Below are 16977 nucleotides of genomic sequence, written 5' to 3' on the forward strand. Positions count from 1 at the left end.
GGGTGTGACGAACACCACTCCCCTGACTTGGCGCGACCGCTGGTCGCTGTACCTCGACCTGATCCGCTGGGACCGCCCGCAAGGGTGGCTCCTGCTCCTGTGGCCCACGCTCCTCGCTTTGTGGATCGCGGCTCAGGGCTTCCCGGGCTGGCATTTGCTGATCGTGTTCACGCTGGGCACGATCCTCATGCGCAGTGCGGGGTGCGCGGTCAATGACTTCGCCGACAAGGACTTCGACCTGCATGTCGAGCGCACGGCGGCCCGGCCACTGACCAGTGGTCGGATCTCGAGCAAAGAAGCCTTGCTGGTGGGGGGCGCCTTGGCCCTGGTGTCCTTCGCGCTGGTGTTGACCACCAATGGCTACACCATTGCCCTGTCCTTCGGGGCACTGGCTGTGGCCATCTTCTATCCCTTCACCAAACGATTTTTCGCCATGCCGCAGGCGGTGCTGGGCGTGGCGTACAGCTTCGGCATTCCCATGGCGTTTTCCGCCGTGCAGGACCACATTCCGGCGGTGGTTGGCTGGCTGCTGCTGGGCAAGCTGTGCTGGGTGCTGGCCTACGACACCGAGTACGCCATGGTCGATCGCGAAGACGACCTGAAGATCGGCATCCGCACCTCGGCCATCACCTTGGGACGGTTTGACGTGGCGGGCATCATGGGCTTTTATGCCGTGTGCCTGCTGGCCTGGTATCAGGCGGGTCGCCTGAGCGGCCTGGGCCTGTGGTTCAACCTGGGGTTGCTGGTGGCCGCAGGCCAGGCGGCGTATCACTACACCCTCATCCGTCACCGCGACCGCCTGTCGTGCTTCAAGGCGTTCCGCCTCAACCACTGGCTGGGCCTCGCGGTGTGGGCAGGTGCGGCGCTGGACCTTGCCCTGCGCTGAATCAGCGTCCGAACTCGTCGCCCAATTCGGCGGCGCGACGTTGGGCCGCACGCATGGCTTCGATGAACGCCGCCTTGATGCCCGCGCCATCCATGTGGGTCAGGGCCGCATATGTGGTCCCACCCTTGGAGGTCACCCGCTCACGCAGCGTGGCCGGACTGTCGGGTGATTGCTGTGCCAGCGCGGTGGCGCCTGCAAACGTGGCTTGCGCCAGTTGGCGGCCCTGATCGGCGCTCAGCCCCATGTCCTGGGCCGCCTGCATCATGGCTTCGATGAAATAAAACACGTAGGCCGGGCCCGAGCCAGACAGGGCTGTCACCGCGTCCAGATCGGTTTCCTGGTCCACCCACAGATGGTCGCCCGTCGTCGCCACCATCTGCTCGATCTGATCGCGCTCATCGTGGCTCACTTCGGGGCGGGCAAACAGGCCCGTCATCCCTTGCCCGACCAGTGCGGGCGTGTTGGGCATGGCACGTACGATGCGCGGGGTGCCCAGCAGGCGCGCCATGTCGTCGGTGCGCAGGCCGGCCATCACGCTGTAGTGCAACGCCTGATCGGTCAACAGCGCATAGCTTTGTGCCGCATCTTTGAATTGTTGCGGCTTCACCGCCCACACCACGGTATGAGCTGTGCTCAGGATCGCTTCAGGGCCTTCTGCCGTCTGGACGCCCAGATTCTCTGTCAGGCGTTGGCGCTGCTCTGCCACCGGATCAATGACCAGGATGCTGGCGGGCTCGCGACCTTGACGCAGCAGGCCGCCGATGATGGCGGTGGCCATGTTGCCGCCGCCGATGAATGCGATGTCGATGGGAGTACTCATAAGGGCGAGATCATGCCCGAACTCGAGCACGATCGCATCACGCGTCAGCGGTGTCCGAAAATCGCGGTGCCCACGCGCACCATGGTGGAGCCCTGCTCGACGGCGGCCTCCAGATCCCCGCTCATGCCCATGGACAGTGTGTCGATGGGCAAGCCCGCCGCCTTCAGTTGGTCGAATACGACACGGACCTGAGCCAGCGCGGCCGCTTGGGCCTGCGGATCGGGGGTGGGGGCGGGCAAGGCCATCACGCCGCGCAATGTCAGTCGAGGCAGGGCGGCCACCTGCTGGGCCAGCGTCAGTGCTTCGGTCGGGTCGACGCCACTTTTGGTGTCTTCGCCGCTGGTGTTGACCTGTACCAACACCTGCAGGGGGGGGAGGTGATCGGGGCGTTGCTCGCTCAGACGCTGCGCAATCTTCAGGCGATCCACCGTTTGCACCCAGTCAAAGTGCTCGGCCACCACCCGTGTCTTGTTGCTTTGCAGGGGCCCGATGAGGTGCCACTCGATCTCTCCCCTCAGCGTATCCAGCACCTGAATCTTGTCGATGGCCTCTTGGACGTAGTTCTCGCCAAAGCAACGTTGACCCGCGTCAAATGCTTCTCGCACAGCCTCGGCCGGAAACGTTTTACTGACCGCAAGTAGCCTGATACTGTCTGTGGAACGGCCCAGACGTGAACACGCCGCGTTTATCCGGCTTCTTACGAGTTGTAGGTTGTTTGCGATCGTCGCCATAATGTTTGCATTACTTAGCACAGGCCTCGACATCATCCATGGACATCACCCAACTGCTGGCGTTTTCGGTCAAGAACAAGGCTTCTGACTTGCACTTGTCGGCCGGCCTGCCGCCCATGATCCGTGTGCACGGTGACGTGCGTCGCATCAACGTTGACGCTCTGGACCACAAGCAGGTTCATGAGATGGTCTACGACATCATGAACGATGCGCAGCGGAAACACTACGAAGAGACGCTGGAATGTGACTTTTCGTTCGAGATTCAGGGCTTGGCCCGTTTCCGTGTCAACGCCTTCAACCAAAACCGCGGGGCGGGTGCTGTTTTCCGGACCATTCCGTCCAAGATCCTGACGCTGGAGCAACTGAACGCGCCGCGCGTGTTCGGTGATCTGGCGCTCAAGCCGCGTGGCCTGGTGCTGGTGACCGGCCCGACGGGTTCGGGTAAGTCGACCACGCTGGCGGCCATGATCAACCACCTCAACGAAACCGAGTACGGTCACATCCTGACGGTGGAAGACCCGATCGAATTCGTGCACGACGCCAAGAAGTGCCTGATCAACCAGCGCGAAGTGGGTCCGCACACCCTCAGCTTTGCCAATGCCCTGCGCTCGGCTTTGCGTGAAGACCCCGACGCCATCCTCGTGGGCGAAATGCGTGACCTGGAAACCATCCGCCTGGCCCTGACCGCCGCCGAAACCGGGCACTTGGTGTTCGGTACGCTGCACACCTCCAGCGCAGCCAAGACCGTGGACCGGATCGTGGATGTGTTCCCCGCAGCCGAAAAGGAAATGGTGCGCGCCATGCTGTCCGAGTCGCTGCAGGCCGTGATCTCGCAGACCTTGTGCAAGACCAAGGACGGCAATGGCCGGGTCGCCGCCCATGAAATCATGATCGGCACCCCCGCGATCCGCAACCTGATCCGTGAAAACAAGATCGCCCAGATGTACTCTGCCATTCAGACCGGTAGCAACATGGGCATGCAGACCCTGGATCAAAACCTGTCCGACTTGGTTCGTCGCAATGTGATCTCGGCTTCCGAGGCGCGTTCCAAGGCCAAGATCCCTGAAAACTTCCCGGGCTGATGTGACATGAAACGATTGCTGGACCGTTTTGTCGGCCACACGCCCAACCGCCGTGTCGAGCCTGCCGCGCAGGCCGATGACGAGGGTTACTTCGTCACCCAGTTCATGGAGCGACCGGTGGACCTGCGCATCAGCTCGGCGTGGCAAGCGCGCGCGCTGGGTGTGGGCGCGCAGGCCATTGACGGACAACAGGGCTTGGACTTGCTCCTCAAAGCATGGGGCGGTGATGCCTTGCTGGCCTCCTTGCCCCCAGAGGAGTTGCAAAAGCTTTTGGAGCACGTGCATTTTGTGAGCGTGCCTGCTGGCCGTGAACTGATCGTCCAGGACGAGAAGGGCGATTACGCCTTGGTCGTGCTGGACGGCTTGGTGGCCGTGGATCGCATTCAACCCACCGGCGCGCGTGCGCGCTTGGCCGAGGCCCGCGAAGGCGACATCCTGGGCGAAATGTCCCTGCTGGACGCCGGTGCGCGTTTTGCCTCGTGCCTGACACTCAGCCGTTGCACACTGGCGGTGCTCACGCATTCCACCATGGATGAGTTGGCGATCGAAGAGCCTCGTCTTGGCATGGCCCTGATGGGGGCCATCGCGCGCCGACTGTCCTTGCGCATGCGACACCTCAGTGCGCGCCTGGGCGCCTTGTTGACCTCAGCCTGATCCTCGTCGATCACTTCCGAATCTTCCAAACTTCAGGACGCCACACACCATGGAACGCGATCAGGCCTCGAAATTCATCAACGATCTGCTGCGACTCATGGTGGCGCGGGGTGGCTCCGACTTGTTCCTGACGGCGGAGTTTCCACCTGCCATCAAGGTCGACGGCAAGATCACGAAGGTGTCTCCCCAGCCGCTGACGCCGCATCACACCGTGGCCTTGGCTCGTTCGATCATGAACGACAAGCAGGCCGCCGAGTTCGAGCGCACCAAAGAGTGCAACTTCGCGATCTCGCCAGGTGGCATCGGGCGCTTCCGGGTGAACACCTTTGTGCAACAAGGGCACGTTGGCATCGTGCTGCGGGTCATTCCCCAGCAATTGCCCACCGTGGACGGTCTGGGTTTGCCGCAAATCCTCAAGGAACTCGCGCTCACCAAGCGAGGCCTGGTGATCCTGGTCGGCGCCACGGGTTCGGGCAAATCCACCACCCTGGCGGCCATGGTGGATCACCGCAACGAGAACACCTACGGGCACATCATCACGCTGGAAGACCCGGTCGAGTTCGTGCATCCGCACAAGAACTGCATCGTGACCCAGCGTGAAATCGGCATTGACACCGAAGGTTGGGAGATGGCGCTCAAGAACACTTTGCGCCAAGCCCCCGATGTGATCCTGATGGGCGAAATCCGCGACCGCGAAACCATGGAGCATGCCGTTCAGTTTGCTGAAACCGGGCACCTCTGCATGGCCACCCTGCACGCCAACAGTGCCAACCAGGCACTGGACCGCATCATCAACTTCTTCCCCGAAGAGCGCCGTGCTCAGTTGCTGATGGACCTGTCCCTCAACCTCAAGGGGCTGGTCTCGCAACGCCTGTTGCCGCGCGAAGAGGGTAAGGGGCGGGTGGCTGCGGTCGAGGTCATGCTGAACTCGCCGCTGATCTCCGACCTCATCTTCAAGGGCGAAGTGGGCGAGATCAAGGAGATCATGAAGAAGTCGCGCGAACTGGGCATGCAAACCTTTGACCAGGCGCTCTACGACCTGTACGAAGGCAATTACGTCTCCTACGAGGACGTCCTGCGCAACGCGGATTCGCTCAATGACTTGCGCCTGCAGATCAAGCTCAACAGTCAGCGCGCGCGCAGTCAGGATCTTTCTGCCGGCACAGAACACATGAAGATTGTCTGATCTGACAGAATCGGCAACTCCTGTTCCGGAGCTTGCCGATGACTGTTGCAGACAAAATCTACGCCGCCACACCTGCCCACCGCATTGCCTTCATCGGGCTGGGCACCATGGGTGCACCCATGGCCGCACATCTGCTGCGGGCGGGGCACACCGTCACGGTCTTCAATCGCACGGCTGCCAAGGCTCAGTCGTGGGTGGTGGCGCATGGTGGCGCCATGGCCGCAACGCCCGCAGAAGCCGCCCAAGGTGCAAGCATCGTGGTGACGTGTGTTGGCAATGACGACGACTTGCGCGAGGTGACCGTCGGCGCCCAAGGGGCCTTCCAATCCATGATGCCGGGGGGCGTGTTGGTGGATCACACCACCACCTCCGCTGAAGTGGCGCGCGAGTTGGCACAGCGCGCGGCGCAACAAGGCTTGGCCTTCATTGACGCGCCGGTATCGGGTGGCAACCTGGGTGCGATCAATGGGGTGCTCACCGTCATGTGCGGCGGCGATGCGGAGGCTTTCGCACGCGTGCAGCCCGTCATCACTGCTTATGCCAAAGCCGTCACCCTGCTCGGTGAAAGTGGCGCGGGGCAGCTGGCCAAAATGGTCAACCAGATCGCGGTGGGGGGCTTGTTGCAAGGCCTCGCAGAAGCCCTGGCATTCGGGCAGAAGGCCGGGCTGGACATGAGCCAGGTCCTGCAGGTGATTTCTCAGGGCGCGGCCAGCAGCTGGCAGATGGTCAACCGGGGCCCCACCATGATCGACGATCAGTTCGATTTCGGCTTCGCTGTCGACTGGATGCGCAAGGACTTGGGGTTGGTCTTGGACGAAGGTCGACGTATGGGGGCCAGACTCCCTGTCACCGCCCTGATCGACCAGTTTTACGCCGACGTCCAGGCCATGGGCGGCGGCAGGCTGGACACGTCCAGCCTGATCAAGCGCTTGCGCTGAGGGGTAGACTCAGGGGGCTGTGCTGTTGCCGTTGCTCACCGGGGCAGGGCGCGGCAGCTTCCGGGCCAGCTCGTCTTCACTGATGATCTGGAAGACTTTCACGACCTTGCGAACGCCCTGAATGGTCGAGACCAGTTCCGCTGCGCGGTTGGCTTCACGCTCGGTCACCATCCCCATCAGGTAAACCTCGCCGCGTTCGACCACGATGTCAAACGCATTGCTCAGCAGGTCGCGTGCGTCTACCAATGTGGCGCGGACCTTGGTGGCCAGTGCCACATCGCTGGCGCGTGAGCTCAGCGATGAGTTGAGGCTGACGGCCAATTCATTCACCACGGCGCTCACATTCTCCGTGCGCGCAACGGCCTGCCCCACCGCGTCGCGGTCGGCTTCCGTGGGCACTTCGCCCGTCAGCAAGACCAAGCGGTTGTACGCATTCACATTCAAGTGGCCGCGGTCACCCAACACGTCCAGTGCGCGGTTGCGTGCCTTGAGCTGAATGGTCTGATCTTCCAGCTGCATGCCCGATGTGCGGCGGTCGGTGGCCATGAAGGCCCCCCCCACAGCCGTGCCCAAAACCAAGGGCGCGCAAGCGCTCAAACTGGCAGTGGCCAGCAGCAACGCCGTGGCGCGAACCGCAAAGTGTCGAACAGTGAAACGTTGCATCACGCATCTTCTCCTAACAAGTGGGTGTCCACCGCACCGCACAACCCTTCCAGGGCCAGCCAGGCGATGGCAAACAAAGTACTTGCGCGGGTCCCGGGAAGCGGCACCCACACATCGGTGTCTCTCAATTGCGGGCCCAACGTACGGGCGCCTTCGCCCGTGAACGCCACGATGGTCAGATCCTGTTCGCTCGCCGCTTCGGTGGCCGCCAGCAAATCCGGGTCATCGCGCTCCAGCGAAAACGCCAGCCACACATCGCCAGGGTGACCCAGCGCACGAACCTGCTGACTCAAGCTGGCCTGCATGGGGGAATGGGGCGGGGTCAGGGCCAACGCAGCCAGCGGAGGCCGCTCCCGGCCAGTGCCGTTGACCAGCCACGTTGCGGCCTGCTGGGCCAGCCAGGCGGCTTCGGCTTCGCCCGCGCACAGCACTTTTCCACCTGACGTAATGGTGTGCATGATGGCCTGCGCAGCGTAATTCAGTTGCTGAGCCAGGCGCTCCGAGGATTGATACAACCAGTCGGCTGTCTCCAGCATGGGTTGCTGCAAGTAAGTTTGCTGAAAAGGGGTATCCGGCATGCCGCGGATCATACGGCAGCGCAGCCCCCGGGTGCTCTAATAAGCATCGAATGCGCCGCGCAGCCACGACAACTGATCGCCATCGATGGCCACCACATCGAAGCGGCAGGGCGGAAGCGTCCGCTGCGTCATCAAATAGTGCCGGGCACCCAAAATGCAGCGCTGCTGCTTGGTCCGAGATACCGTGGCGGCAGCGCCGCCATATTGCGTGTTGTGGCGGAAGCGAACCTCCACAAAAACCAGTGTTCCTTCTTTGTCAGCGTCTTTCATGATGAGGTCAACCTCAGCCCCACGTGCGCTGGGCCCTCTGGCGACCCGATAATTGCGCTCAACCAATGTCAGCCCCTGCTTCAGCAGGTGCTGCAATGCCCGCTCCTCTGCCTCATCACCCTGGGATTTTGTTGTGACCTTCGATGCCAATTCGCTGCTCCATGCGGCCCAACAGGTGGCCGGCGGCCAGCAGTATCCCAAAGGCGCGCTGTATTTGGTGGCCACGCCCATTGGCAACCTGGCTGACATCACGCTTCGGGCGGTCCAGGCGCTTGCTTTGGCTGATGTGGTGGCGTGCGAGGACACCCGCGTCACGGGGCAGTTTTTGCGGCACCTGGGCATGGACAAGAAGCTCGTGCCCCTCCATCAGCACAATGAAGTGTCGGGGGCGCAGGCTCTCGTGCGGCAGATGCAAGACGGTGCGAGGGTGGCTTATGTCAGTGATGCGGGCACGCCGGCCGTTTCGGATCCCGGTGCACACTTGGTTGCCGCGGCGCAAAGTGCCGGCCTGCCAGTGGTCCCCTTACCCGGCGCCAGCAGTGTGGTGACGGCGGTCAGCGTCGCCGGGGACACGCAGGCGCAGGGCTTCCGCTTCATCGGCTTCTTGCCCTCCAAGGGCGCGCAGCGCAGCGCAGCGTTGCGCGACATTGCTACGCAGCCGTATAGCCTTGTGCTGTTCGAGGCGCCGCATCGCATCGAGGCCCTCGCCAAAGAACTGCATGAGGCACTCCCACTGGGGCGCGTCACCGTATGCCGGGAACTGACCAAGCAGTTTGAAGAAATCGCCACCGTCCCGATTCGGGAATTGGGTGCGTGGGTGGCTGAAAACGGCCATCGTCAGCGGGGGGAGTTCGTTTTGGTGGTGCATGCTCAGCCCGTTGCCGAAGACGAGGCGGTGTTGACGCCCGCTCAAGCCGAGCTGTTCAAGCATCTGCTCCAGCACTTCCCGGTCAAACAAGCGGCGGGTTTGGTGTCTGACGCCACGGGGCACCCCCGCAAGGCACTCTATGACATGGCGCTCGCATGGAAACAAGAGCGAGACCATGAGCACGACGACTGAACCGCTCCTTGCCTACAATGCAGACATGATCGCTGTTGACGCCACCATTGCCCGCCTCCAGACCGCCCGCGAGTTGTTGCTCGCGCCGTATCAGTTGGACGAGACCACCCTGCTCAAAGCCCTGAAGCTCATCACCGAACACCGGGTAGATGACGCAGACCTCTACTTCCAGTACACCCGCAGCGAAGGGTGGAGCCTGGAAGAGGGTATCGTCAAGTCCGGCAGCTTTGGCATCGACCAAGGGGTGGGCGTGCGCGCGGTGTCCGGTGAAAAGACGGCTTTCGCGTACTCCGACGACATCTCCGAAGCGGCCTTGCTCGACGCGGCACGCACGGTGCGCACCATCGCGGCAGCCGGCCAAAGCCGCCGCGTGCGCGTGGGCGCCGAGCATCGCATCGCCCCCAGTCGCACCCTCTACCCCTCGTTCGACCCCATTGCCTCGCTCGACAGCACGGCCAAAGTCGCCCTGCTGGAGGACGTGGAGCGCCGCGCTCGCGCCAAAGACCCCCGCGTGGTGCAGGTCATGGCAGGCCTGGGCTGCGAATACGACGTCGTGATGGTCGCTCGGGCTGACGGCACCCTCGCGGCCGACGTTCGCCCGCTCATCCGCTTGTCGGTCACCGTCATTGCCGAGCAAAACGGTCGCCGTGAAGTCGGTTCGTCCGGCGGCGGTGGGCGCTACGACCTCGCCTACTTCACGCAGGACGTCACGCAAGGCTATGTGGATCAAGCCGTTCACTCGGCCTTGGTGAACCTGGAAGCGCGCCCCGCGCCCGCTGGCGAAATGACCGTCGTGCTGGGTAATGGCTGGCCCGGCATCCTGCTGCACGAAGCCGTGGGGCACGGCCTGGAGGGGGACTTCAACCGCAAGCGTTCCAGCGTCTTCTCGGGCCGGGTGGGGCAGCGCGTGGCCGCCAAAGGCGTCACCGTGCTGGACGATGGCACCTTGCCTGACCGCCGCGGCTCCCTCAACATCGATGATGAGGGGCATGTCACCCAACGCACCGTGCTGATTGAAGACGGCATCTTGCGTGGTTACATGCAAGACGCCACCAACGCCCGCCTCATGAAAACCGCGCCCACGGGCAACGGTCGTCGTGAAAGCTACGCGCACCTGCCCATGCCGCGGATGACCAACACCTACATGCTGGCCGGCGACAAAGACCCACAGGAAATCGTGGCGTCGATCGACCGCGGCCTGTATGCCGTCAACTTTGGCGGTGGCCAGGTCGACATCACCTCGGGCAAGTGCGTGTTCTCGGCCTCCGAGGCGTATTGGGTCGAAAAGGGTAAAATCCAATATCCGGTCAAGGGCGCAACCTTGATCGGCAACGGCCCGGACGCCATGACCCGCGTCAGCATGATCGGTAACGATCTGGCCCTTGACCCAGGCGTCGGTACCTGTGGCAAGGATGGTCAAAGCGTGCCCGTTGGGGTGGGGCAACCCACGCTGCGGATCGACGGCCTGACCGTCGGCGGCACGGCCTGATCCCCGCGTTTCGGCGCCCACTTGTTTCTCTCCGCTGGGGTGCTTCGGCGCCTCGTATTTCGCTCTTGCATTTTTTTGCACCGGGTACTTGACCACGGGTCCCGGGCTCATGCATAATGCAAGGCTTCGCTGTTCAAGCGGTTGGCTTTGGCCTGAAAACCCTCGTTTCGTAGGACTCAAACTGCAAAACGCTGCGGCAGGATTCTCAAAGTCGGTTGTTTGTTCAGATCCGCCCGTTCTACGGGCCCAAGACTGACCGTCCGTTGTTGTGCAGTGGTTTGCGCAGCCGGCCGGGCCAAGTTGGGGTACACCATGATCCAAATGCAATCGCGACTTGATGTCGCTGACAACACGGGTGCTAAGAGCGTCATGTGCATCAAGGTGCTCGGTGGCTCAAAGCGTCGTTACGCCGGTATTGGCGACATCATCAAGGTGAGCATCAAAGAAGCTGCACCTCGTGGCCGCGTCAAGAAGGGCGAAGTCTACAGCGCTGTGGTCGTCCGCACCGCCAAGGGCGTTCGTCGTCAAGACGGTTCCCTGGTGAAGTTTGATGGCAACGCCGCTGTGCTGCTGAACAACAAGCTGGAGCCTATCGGCACTCGTATCTTCGGCCCCGTGACGCGTGAACTGCGTTCCGAGCGCTTCATGAAGATTGTGTCGCTGGCCCCCGAGGTTCTGTAATCCCTCGGCGCAACGCAAAGGACAGCTTTTATGAACAAGCTCAAGACTGGCGACCAAGTCATCGTTCTGACTGGTCGTGACAAAGGCAAGCGCGGCACTGTGGCTGCTCGCGTTGATGCCGACCATCTGCTGGTTGATGGCGTGAACGTGGTCAAGAAACACGTGCGTCCCAATCCGCTGAAGGGCACCACCGGCGGCATCGTCGACAAGACCATGCCTATCCATCAGTCCAACGTGGCGATTTTCAACCCTGCTTCTGGCAAGGCTGACCGCGTCGGCATCAAGCTCCTGGATGACGGCAAGAAAGTGCGCGTCTTCAAGTCCAGCGGCGAAGAAATCAAGGCTTGACGAGGTAGCAAATGGCTCAACAACAAGCTCGCCTGCAACAGATCTACCGTGAAAAGATCGTTCCCGAACTGATGAAGCAGTTCGGTTACAAGTCGATCATGGAAGTGCCGCGTCTGACCAAGATCACCCTGAACATGGGTGTGTCGGAAGCCGTGTCGGACAAGAAGGTCATGGACCACGCCGTTGGCGACCTGACCAAGATCGCTGGCCAAAAGCCCGTGATCACCATGTCCCGTAAGGCTATCGCTGGTTTCAAGATCCGCGAAAACATGCCTATCGGCTGCATGGTCACTCTGCGTGGCGTCACCATGTATGAATTCCTGGACCGCTTCGTCACCGTGTCGCTGCCTCGCGTCCGTGACTTCCGCGGTATCAATGGTCGCTCGTTCGACGGTCGCGGCAACTACAACGTTGGCGTCAAAGAACAGATCATCTTCCCGGAAATCGAGTACGACAAGATCGACGCCATCCGTGGTATGAACATCAGCATCACCACGACGGCCAAGACTGACGAAGAAGCCAAGGCTCTCCTGGCTGCTTTCAAGTTCCCGTTCAAGAACTGAGGTGCATCGTGGCAAAAGTCTCTCTGAAGCAACGCGAAGAAAAGCGCGAAAAGCTGGTTGCCAAGTACGCCGCTAAGTACGCCGAACTCAAGGCCATCATCGATGACGCCAAGAAGTCGGAAGAAGAGCGTTACGCCGCCCGTCTTGAGCTGCAAAAGCTGCCTCGCAACGCCAACCCGACCCGTCTGCGCGCACGCTGCAACCTGACCGGTCGTCCCCGTGGCACGTTCCGCCAATTTGGTCTGGGTCGTACCAAGATCCGTGAATTGGCTTTCGCTGGCGACATCCCCGGTGTCACCAAGGCGAGCTGGTAATCCCAGCAGGGCACGAACAGGAGTTTTCCCATGAGCATGAGTGATCCCATCGCCGACATGCTGACACGCATTCGCAACGCACAACTGGTTAACAAGACCAGCGTTGCACTGCCGTCGTCCAAGCTGAAAGTCGCGATTGCCCAGGTCCTGAAGGACGAAGGCTACATCGACGGTTTCGCCGTCACCGGTGAGGCTGCAAAGCCCCAACTGGAAATTTCGTTGAAGTACTACGCAGGTCGCCCGGTTATCGAGCGCATCGAGCGTGTATCTCGCCCTGGTCTGCGCATCTACAAGGGCCGTCACGACATCCCTCAAGTCATGAATGGCTTGGGCGTCGCTATCGTGACCACCCCACAGGGCGTGATGACTGATCGCAAGGCCCGCGCTGCCGGTATCGGTGGCGAAGTGCTCTGCTACGTCGCCTAATACTTGAGGAGCAATCGCAATGTCCCGCGTTGGAAAAATGCCGATCGCCGTCCCTCAAGGTGTGGACGTCACGATCACTGCCGAAGCCATCACCGTCAAGGGTGGCCTCGGTTCCCTGAGCCTGCCGGCCAACAGCCTGGTGACGGTTTCTAACGAAGCCGGCACCCTGAAGGTGGCCCCAGCTAACGAATCCGCAGAAGCCAATGCCATGTCCGGCACCTTCCGCGCTCTGCTGGCCAACACCGTCAACGGTGTGTCCAAGGGCTTCGAGAAGAAGCTGACCCTGGTTGGCGTGGGCTTCCGTGCCCAAGCCCAAGGTCAGAAGCTGAACCTGCAAATCGGTTTCTCGCACCCCGTCGAGAAGGAAATGCCTGCCGGCATCAAGGTTGAGACCCCGTCTCAAACTGAAATCCTGATCAAGGGTGCTGACCGTCAAGTCGTTGGTCAGATCGCCGCTGAAGTGCGCGCATTCCGTCCGCCTGAGCCTTACAAGGGCAAGGGCATTCGTTATGCCGACGAGCGCGTGGTCCTGAAAGAGACCAAGAAGAAGTAAGGAGCTGATTCATCATGGCATTGAGCAAGAAGGAACAGCGCCTGCGTCGTGCACGTCAAACCCGTGCCCGTATCGCTCTGCAAGGCGCCGTGCGTCTGACGGTTACCCGTTCGAACCTGCACATTTACGCCAGCGTCATTTCTGGCGACGGCACCAAGGTTTTGGCTACCGCTTCGACCGCCGAGAAGGAAGTTCGCGACCAGCTGGAAAAAGCTGGTGGCAACGTGGCAGCTGCCACCCTGATCGGCAAGCGCATCGCTGAGAAGGCGAAGGCTGCTGGCGTCGAGAAGGTCGCTTTCGACCGCGCTGGTTACCAGTACCACGGTCGTATCAAGGCTCTGGCTGACGCCGCGCGTGAAGCCGGTCTGCAGTTCTAAGCCGGGAAGGAATTTCAAATGGCTAAGTTTCAACCCAAAGTAGCAGACGAAGGTCGCGACGACGGTCTGCGCGAAAAGATGATCCAGGTGAACCGCGTGACCAAAGTGGTCAAGGGCGGTCGGATCATGGGTTTCGCAGCCCTGACCGTGGTTGGTGACGGCGATGGCCGCATCGGCATGGGCAAGGGTAAGGCTCGCGAAGTGCCTCTGGCTGTGCAAAAGGCCATGGACCAAGCTCGCCGCAACATGCTGAAGGTCTCGCTGAAGAACGGTACCGTTCATCACAACGTGACTGGTGAGCACGGCGCAGCCAAGGTTCTGCTGGCACCTGCACCTGCTGGTACCGGTATCATCGCCGGCGGCCCAATGCGTGCTGTGTTCGAAGTGATGGGTATCACCGACATCGTGGCCAAGAGCCTCGGTTCGTCGAACCCTTACAACATGGTTCGCGCCACGTTCGACGCCCTGCGCAAGTCGACGACGCCTGCCGAAGTCGCTGCCAAGCGCGGTCTGACTGTTGAAGACATCTTCAACTGATCGGGAGATGAGCATGAGCGAAAAGAAAACCGTCACCGTCAAGTTGGTTCGCAGCGTGATCGGCACCAAGGCTGATCACCGCGCCACCGTGAAGGGCCTGGGCCTGCGTCGCCTGAACAGCACTGCTGTTCTGGAAGACACGCCTGCAGTCCGCGGCATGATCAACAAGGTCCGCTACATGGTCGAGGTGCTGTAAGCGCCTGACTAATGGGGAATACCATGGAACTCAATAGCATCAAGCCTGCCTCTGGCGCCAAGCACGCTAAGCGTCGCGTGGGTCGTGGCATCGGCTCCGGCCTGGGCAAGACCGCAGGTCGCGGTCACAAGGGTCAGAAGTCGCGTTCGGGCGGCTACCACAAAGTCGGCTTTGAAGGCGGTCAAATGCCTCTGCAACGCCGTCTGCCCAAGCGCGGCTTCAAGTCTCACCTGCTGAAGTTCAACGCCGAGATCACTCTGGGCGAACTGCAAGCTCTGGGTGCAACGGAAGTCGACGTGATCACTCTGAAGCAAGCTGGCCTGATCCCTCAGATCGCCAAGGTTGTCAAGGTGATCAAGTCGGGTGAACTGACCTCGAAGGTGGTCCTGAAGGGTATCGGCGCAACCGCTGGTGCCAAGGCTGCCATCGAAGCCGCCGGCGGCTCTCTGGCTGAATAAGCCAGACGCGCAAGCAAGAACGTCAGACTGAACAGGACTCAGCGTGGCTACTTCTCCCTCTCAACTGGCTCAAAGCGGAAAATATGGCGACCTTCAGCGTCGCTTGGTTTTCCTGCTCCTGGCGCTGGTCGTCTATCGTATTGGCGCACACATTCCTGTGCCTGGTATCGATCCGACGCAGCTGCAGCAGTTGTTCAAGGGCCAGCAAGGCGGCATTCTGAGCCTGTTCAACATGTTCTCTGGCGGGGCGTTGTCGCGCTTCACCGTGTTTGCGCTGGGCATCATGCCCTACATTTCTGCGTCCATCATCATGCAGATGATGGGCTATGTGTTGCCTTCGCTGGAAGCGCTCAAGAAAGAGGGCGAAGCAGGGCGTCGCAAGATCACGCAGTACACGCGTTATGGCACCGTGGGCTTGGCCCTGTTCCAGTCGTTCGGCATTGCCGTGGCATTGGAAGGTACCGCGGGTCTGGTGATCAATCCTGGTTTCGGCTTTCGCATCACCACCGTGATCAGCCTGACGGCTGGCACGATGTTCCTGATGTGGTTGGGTGAGCAAATCACCGAGCGCGGCCTGGGTAACGGTATTTCGATTCTGATCTTTGGCGGTATCGCTGCAGGTCTGCCCTCTGCTCTGGGTGGCTTGTTCGAGCTGATCCGCACTGGTGCCATGTCGATTCCCGCTGCGATTTTCATCGTGGCCCTGATCGGTGTGGTGACCTATCTGGTCGTGTTCGTGGAGCGCGGTCAGCGCAAGATTCTGGTGAACTACGCCAAGCGTCAGGTTGGTAACCGTGTGTACGGTGGTCAATCTTCGCACCTGCCTTTGAAGATCAACATGGCTGGCGTCATCCCCCCGATCTTTGCGTCGTCGATCATTCTGTTGCCGACCACCGCTGTGGGTTGGTTTGCAACGGGTGACAGCATGCGTTGGCTGAAGGACATCGCCGGCATGTTGTCGCCAGGTCAACCGATCTACGTGATTCTGTACTCGGTTGCCATCGTATTCTTCTGCTTCTTCTACACGGCGCTGGTGTTCAACAGCCGTGAGACCGCAGACAACTTGAAGAAGAGCGGTGCGTTCGTTCCCGGTATCCGTCCCGGCGATCAAACCGCGCGCTATATTGACAAGATTTTGGCCCGCCTCACTTTGGTTGGTGCCGTGTACATCACCGCGGTGTGCCTGTTGCCCGAGTTCCTCGTGCTCAAGTACAACGTACCGTTTTATTTCGGCGGGACTTCGCTGCTCATCATCGTGGTCGTCACGATGGACTTCTGGGCACAAGTTCAGTCCTACGTCATGTCTCAGCAGTATGACTCACTGCTGAAGAAGGCGAATTTCAAGTCGAACTGATGTTCGTTCGATCCGGCTCCAGCTTGCTGTGAGCCAGGTTGATCAGGCTGGTCATTGCGGCCAGATGTAATCAGTTTGACACGGCCTGCAGGTCAGCCCCTTCCCGTGGGCGGGTAGTTGTATTACAATCCCGCTTTTCCCCGGGTGAATGGGTGTCTGCATACGCATGCCGATCGATTTGAGTCGTGCTCGCATCGCGTTCCGGGCGAAGTGAGCTGAAGTTTTGGTGAACCCCGGAAACGTGGGCGATTTTCCGTTGTGTAGTCAACGGTTCAGGAGAAGACCATGAAAGTCTCGGCATCCGTCAAGAAGATGTGCCGTAATTGCAAAATCATTCGCCGCAAGGGCGTGGTTCGCGTGATCTGCACCGACCCACGTCACAAGCAGCGTCAAGGCTGATCGCCTGACCCGGCGACGACACACGCGTTCAGAGGACAGTTATGGCACGTATTGCTGGCATCAACATTCCGCCGCACAAGCATACCGAAATCGGTCTGACTTCGATCTACGGCATTGGTCGCACAACCGCGCAGAAAATCTGCTCGGCTGCAGGTATTGCTTTCGACAAGAAAGTGAAGGACCTGACCGACGGCGACCTGGAAAAGATTCGTGATGAAGTGGCGAAGCTCACCATTGAAGGTGACCTGCGTCGCGAAACCACGATGAACATCAAGCGACTGATGGACTTGGGCTGCTATCGCGGCTTCCGTCACCGTCGCGGCCTGCCGCTGCGCGGTCAGCGCACTCGCACGAATGCTCGTACCCGTAAGGGTCCGCGCAAGGCGATCGCCGGCAAGAAGTGATCAGGCGTCT

The 16977-nt window shown here is 60.9% G+C and carries 25 protein-coding genes; 20 read left to right on the forward strand and 5 right to left on the reverse strand.

Annotated elements, in window-relative coordinates; all coding sequences use genetic code 11:
* The first annotated feature begins 4 nt into the window (after positions 1 to 4).
* Entirely contained in the window at positions 5 to 886 is an 882-nt protein-coding gene (ubiA, locus tag ACMV18_RS02665; protein WP_374256233.1) for a 4-hydroxybenzoate octaprenyltransferase, read from the forward strand.
* Between the two features lies 1 nt (position 887).
* On the opposite strand, the gene proC is transcribed toward ubiA, so the two are convergent.
* Together proC and ACMV18_RS02675 are read right to left on the reverse strand one after the other, a co-directional pair.
* Positions 888 to 1706 (reverse strand): pyrroline-5-carboxylate reductase, encoded by an 819-nt coding sequence (gene proC, locus ACMV18_RS02670; protein ID WP_374256231.1) that lies wholly within the window; start codon positions 1704 to 1706, stop codon positions 888 to 890.
* 44 nt (positions 1707 to 1750) lie between these two features.
* Positions 1751 to 2437, reverse strand: coding sequence for a YggS family pyridoxal phosphate-dependent enzyme (locus ACMV18_RS02675; protein WP_420816587.1), 687 nt, complete (start codon positions 2435 to 2437; stop codon positions 1751 to 1753).
* A gap of 38 nt (positions 2438 to 2475) precedes the next feature.
* On the opposite strand from ACMV18_RS02675, the gene ACMV18_RS02680 reads away from it, so the two are divergent.
* From ACMV18_RS02680 to ACMV18_RS02695, 4 genes are read left to right on the forward strand one after another with little or no spacing between them, the layout of a single operon-like run.
* Positions 2476 to 3519, forward strand: a complete 1044-nt coding sequence (locus ACMV18_RS02680) for a type IV pilus twitching motility protein PilT (protein ID WP_374256229.1) — start codon at positions 2476 to 2478, stop codon at positions 3517 to 3519.
* Between the two features lie 6 nt (positions 3520 to 3525).
* Entirely contained in the window at positions 3526 to 4173 is a 648-nt protein-coding gene (locus tag ACMV18_RS02685) for a Crp/Fnr family transcriptional regulator (RefSeq protein WP_374256227.1), read from the forward strand.
* 49 nt (positions 4174 to 4222) lie between these two features.
* Positions 4223 to 5359, forward strand: a complete 1137-nt coding sequence (locus tag ACMV18_RS02690) for a PilT/PilU family type 4a pilus ATPase (RefSeq protein ID WP_420816588.1) — start codon at positions 4223 to 4225, stop codon at positions 5357 to 5359.
* Positions 5360 to 5397: 38 nt separating this feature from the next.
* Positions 5398 to 6297, forward strand: coding sequence for an NAD(P)-dependent oxidoreductase (locus ACMV18_RS02695; RefSeq protein WP_420816589.1), 900 nt, complete (start codon positions 5398 to 5400; stop codon positions 6295 to 6297).
* Positions 6298 to 6306: 9 nt separating this feature from the next.
* On the opposite strand, the gene ACMV18_RS02700 is transcribed toward ACMV18_RS02695, so the two are convergent.
* The 3 genes from ACMV18_RS02700 to ACMV18_RS02710 are packed head-to-tail and all read right to left on the reverse strand — an operon-like array spanning position 6307 to position 7958.
* The gene (locus ACMV18_RS02700) at positions 6307 to 6960 is read right to left on the reverse strand and encodes a BON domain-containing protein (RefSeq protein WP_420816590.1); all 654 of its coding nucleotides are present in this window, start codon (positions 6958 to 6960) and stop codon (positions 6307 to 6309) included.
* Positions 6960 to 7538 (reverse strand): SIS domain-containing protein, encoded by a 579-nt coding sequence (locus tag ACMV18_RS02705; RefSeq protein ID WP_374256222.1) that lies wholly within the window; start codon positions 7536 to 7538, stop codon positions 6960 to 6962. The genes ACMV18_RS02700 and ACMV18_RS02705 overlap by 1 nt, the downstream gene beginning before the upstream one ends.
* Positions 7539 to 7574: 36 nt before the next feature.
* Positions 7575 to 7958 (reverse strand): YraN family protein, encoded by a 384-nt coding sequence (locus ACMV18_RS02710; RefSeq protein ID WP_374256221.1) that lies wholly within the window; start codon positions 7956 to 7958, stop codon positions 7575 to 7577.
* On the opposite strand from ACMV18_RS02710, the gene rsmI reads away from it, so the two are divergent.
* The 15 genes from rsmI to rpsM all read left to right on the forward strand — a co-directional run bounded on the left by rsmI (position 7942) and on the right by rpsM (position 16967).
* A complete protein-coding gene (gene rsmI / locus ACMV18_RS02715) occupies positions 7942 to 8868 on the forward strand; it encodes a 16S rRNA (cytidine(1402)-2'-O)-methyltransferase (protein WP_420816591.1) in 927 nt (308 codons plus the stop codon). The genes ACMV18_RS02710 and rsmI overlap by 17 nt on opposite strands.
* Positions 8869 to 8893: 25 nt before the next feature.
* Complete coding sequence (tldD, locus tag ACMV18_RS02720) at positions 8894 to 10357, forward strand: metalloprotease TldD (RefSeq protein ID WP_420816592.1); 1464 nt, start codon at positions 8894 to 8896, stop codon at positions 10355 to 10357.
* A 312-nt stretch (positions 10358 to 10669) separates the two neighbouring features.
* A complete protein-coding gene (gene rplN / locus ACMV18_RS02725; RefSeq protein WP_119156770.1) occupies positions 10670 to 11038 on the forward strand; it encodes a 50S ribosomal protein L14 in 369 nt (122 codons plus the stop codon).
* 30 nt (positions 11039 to 11068) lie between these two features.
* The gene (gene rplX / locus ACMV18_RS02730; RefSeq protein ID WP_374256215.1) at positions 11069 to 11386 is read left to right on the forward strand and encodes a 50S ribosomal protein L24; all 318 of its coding nucleotides are present in this window, start codon (positions 11069 to 11071) and stop codon (positions 11384 to 11386) included.
* Between the two features lie 11 nt (positions 11387 to 11397).
* Positions 11398 to 11949: a 50S ribosomal protein L5 gene (gene rplE, locus ACMV18_RS02735; RefSeq protein ID WP_374256213.1), complete on the forward strand. Its 552-nt coding sequence runs from the start codon at positions 11398 to 11400 to the stop codon at positions 11947 to 11949.
* An 8-nt stretch (positions 11950 to 11957) separates the two neighbouring features.
* On the forward strand, positions 11958 to 12263 hold the full coding sequence (rpsN, locus tag ACMV18_RS02740; protein WP_374256212.1) for a 30S ribosomal protein S14: 306 nt from the start codon (positions 11958 to 11960) through the stop codon (positions 12261 to 12263).
* A 30-nt stretch (positions 12264 to 12293) separates the two neighbouring features.
* Positions 12294 to 12689, forward strand: a complete 396-nt coding sequence (gene rpsH, locus ACMV18_RS02745; RefSeq protein ID WP_374256210.1) for a 30S ribosomal protein S8 — start codon at positions 12294 to 12296, stop codon at positions 12687 to 12689.
* A 19-nt stretch (positions 12690 to 12708) separates the two neighbouring features.
* Positions 12709 to 13242, forward strand: coding sequence for a 50S ribosomal protein L6 (rplF, locus tag ACMV18_RS02750; RefSeq protein WP_374256209.1), 534 nt, complete (start codon positions 12709 to 12711; stop codon positions 13240 to 13242).
* A 14-nt stretch (positions 13243 to 13256) separates the two neighbouring features.
* Complete coding sequence (rplR, locus tag ACMV18_RS02755; RefSeq protein WP_374256207.1) at positions 13257 to 13619, forward strand: 50S ribosomal protein L18; 363 nt, start codon at positions 13257 to 13259, stop codon at positions 13617 to 13619.
* 18 nt (positions 13620 to 13637) lie between these two features.
* The gene (rpsE, locus tag ACMV18_RS02760) at positions 13638 to 14156 is read left to right on the forward strand and encodes a 30S ribosomal protein S5 (RefSeq protein ID WP_374256205.1); all 519 of its coding nucleotides are present in this window, start codon (positions 13638 to 13640) and stop codon (positions 14154 to 14156) included.
* Positions 14157 to 14169: 13 nt separating this feature from the next.
* Positions 14170 to 14352 (forward strand): 50S ribosomal protein L30, encoded by a 183-nt coding sequence (rpmD, locus tag ACMV18_RS02765; RefSeq protein ID WP_374256204.1) that lies wholly within the window; start codon positions 14170 to 14172, stop codon positions 14350 to 14352.
* A gap of 23 nt (positions 14353 to 14375) precedes the next feature.
* On the forward strand, positions 14376 to 14810 hold the full coding sequence (gene rplO / locus ACMV18_RS02770; RefSeq protein WP_374256203.1) for a 50S ribosomal protein L15: 435 nt from the start codon (positions 14376 to 14378) through the stop codon (positions 14808 to 14810).
* Between the two features lie 43 nt (positions 14811 to 14853).
* Complete coding sequence (secY, locus tag ACMV18_RS02775) at positions 14854 to 16164, forward strand: preprotein translocase subunit SecY (protein WP_374256202.1); 1311 nt, start codon at positions 14854 to 14856, stop codon at positions 16162 to 16164.
* A 285-nt stretch (positions 16165 to 16449) separates the two neighbouring features.
* The gene (gene rpmJ, locus ACMV18_RS02780; RefSeq protein WP_035036301.1) at positions 16450 to 16563 is read left to right on the forward strand and encodes a 50S ribosomal protein L36; all 114 of its coding nucleotides are present in this window, start codon (positions 16450 to 16452) and stop codon (positions 16561 to 16563) included.
* A gap of 41 nt (positions 16564 to 16604) precedes the next feature.
* Complete coding sequence (gene rpsM / locus ACMV18_RS02785; RefSeq protein WP_374256201.1) at positions 16605 to 16967, forward strand: 30S ribosomal protein S13; 363 nt, start codon at positions 16605 to 16607, stop codon at positions 16965 to 16967.
* The last annotated feature ends 10 nt before the right edge of the window (positions 16968 to 16977 follow it).

Source organism: Aquabacterium sp., from assembly GCF_048860245.1.
Lineage (GTDB): Bacteria > Pseudomonadota > Gammaproteobacteria > Burkholderiales > Burkholderiaceae_C > Aquabacterium.

What these genes read in the sequence shown, in the direction of transcription:
- proC (WP_374256231.1), bottom strand. Translation starts at nt 1,706, where the DNA reads ATGAGTACTCCCATCGACATCGCATTCATCGGCGGCGGCAACATGGCC.
- ACMV18_RS02675 (WP_420816587.1), bottom strand. Translation starts at nt 2,437, where the DNA reads ATGGCGACGATCGCAAACAACCTACAACTCGTAAGAAGCCGGATAAAC.
- ACMV18_RS02680 (WP_374256229.1), top strand. Translation starts at nt 2,476, where the DNA reads ATGGACATCACCCAACTGCTGGCGTTTTCGGTCAAGAACAAGGCTTCT.
- ACMV18_RS02685 (WP_374256227.1), top strand. Translation starts at nt 3,526, where the DNA reads ATGAAACGATTGCTGGACCGTTTTGTCGGCCACACGCCCAACCGCCGT.
- ACMV18_RS02690 (WP_420816588.1), top strand. Translation starts at nt 4,223, where the DNA reads ATGGAACGCGATCAGGCCTCGAAATTCATCAACGATCTGCTGCGACTC.
- ACMV18_RS02695 (WP_420816589.1), top strand. Translation starts at nt 5,398, where the DNA reads ATGACTGTTGCAGACAAAATCTACGCCGCCACACCTGCCCACCGCATT.
- ACMV18_RS02700 (WP_420816590.1), bottom strand. Translation starts at nt 6,960, where the DNA reads ATGCAACGTTTCACTGTTCGACACTTTGCGGTTCGCGCCACGGCGTTG.
- ACMV18_RS02705 (WP_374256222.1), bottom strand. Translation starts at nt 7,538, where the DNA reads ATGCCGGATACCCCTTTTCAGCAAACTTACTTGCAGCAACCCATGCTG.
- tldD (WP_420816592.1), top strand. Translation starts at nt 8,894, where the DNA reads ATGATCGCTGTTGACGCCACCATTGCCCGCCTCCAGACCGCCCGCGAG.
- rplN (WP_119156770.1), top strand. Translation starts at nt 10,670, where the DNA reads ATGATCCAAATGCAATCGCGACTTGATGTCGCTGACAACACGGGTGCT.
- rplX (WP_374256215.1), top strand. Translation starts at nt 11,069, where the DNA reads ATGAACAAGCTCAAGACTGGCGACCAAGTCATCGTTCTGACTGGTCGT.
- rplE (WP_374256213.1), top strand. Translation starts at nt 11,398, where the DNA reads ATGGCTCAACAACAAGCTCGCCTGCAACAGATCTACCGTGAAAAGATC.
- rpsH (WP_374256210.1), top strand. Translation starts at nt 12,294, where the DNA reads ATGAGCATGAGTGATCCCATCGCCGACATGCTGACACGCATTCGCAAC.
- rplF (WP_374256209.1), top strand. Translation starts at nt 12,709, where the DNA reads ATGTCCCGCGTTGGAAAAATGCCGATCGCCGTCCCTCAAGGTGTGGAC.
- rplR (WP_374256207.1), top strand. Translation starts at nt 13,257, where the DNA reads ATGGCATTGAGCAAGAAGGAACAGCGCCTGCGTCGTGCACGTCAAACC.
- rpsE (WP_374256205.1), top strand. Translation starts at nt 13,638, where the DNA reads ATGGCTAAGTTTCAACCCAAAGTAGCAGACGAAGGTCGCGACGACGGT.
- rpmD (WP_374256204.1), top strand. Translation starts at nt 14,170, where the DNA reads ATGAGCGAAAAGAAAACCGTCACCGTCAAGTTGGTTCGCAGCGTGATC.
- rplO (WP_374256203.1), top strand. Translation starts at nt 14,376, where the DNA reads ATGGAACTCAATAGCATCAAGCCTGCCTCTGGCGCCAAGCACGCTAAG.
- rpmJ (WP_035036301.1), top strand. Translation starts at nt 16,450, where the DNA reads ATGAAAGTCTCGGCATCCGTCAAGAAGATGTGCCGTAATTGCAAAATC.
- rpsM (WP_374256201.1), top strand. Translation starts at nt 16,605, where the DNA reads ATGGCACGTATTGCTGGCATCAACATTCCGCCGCACAAGCATACCGAA.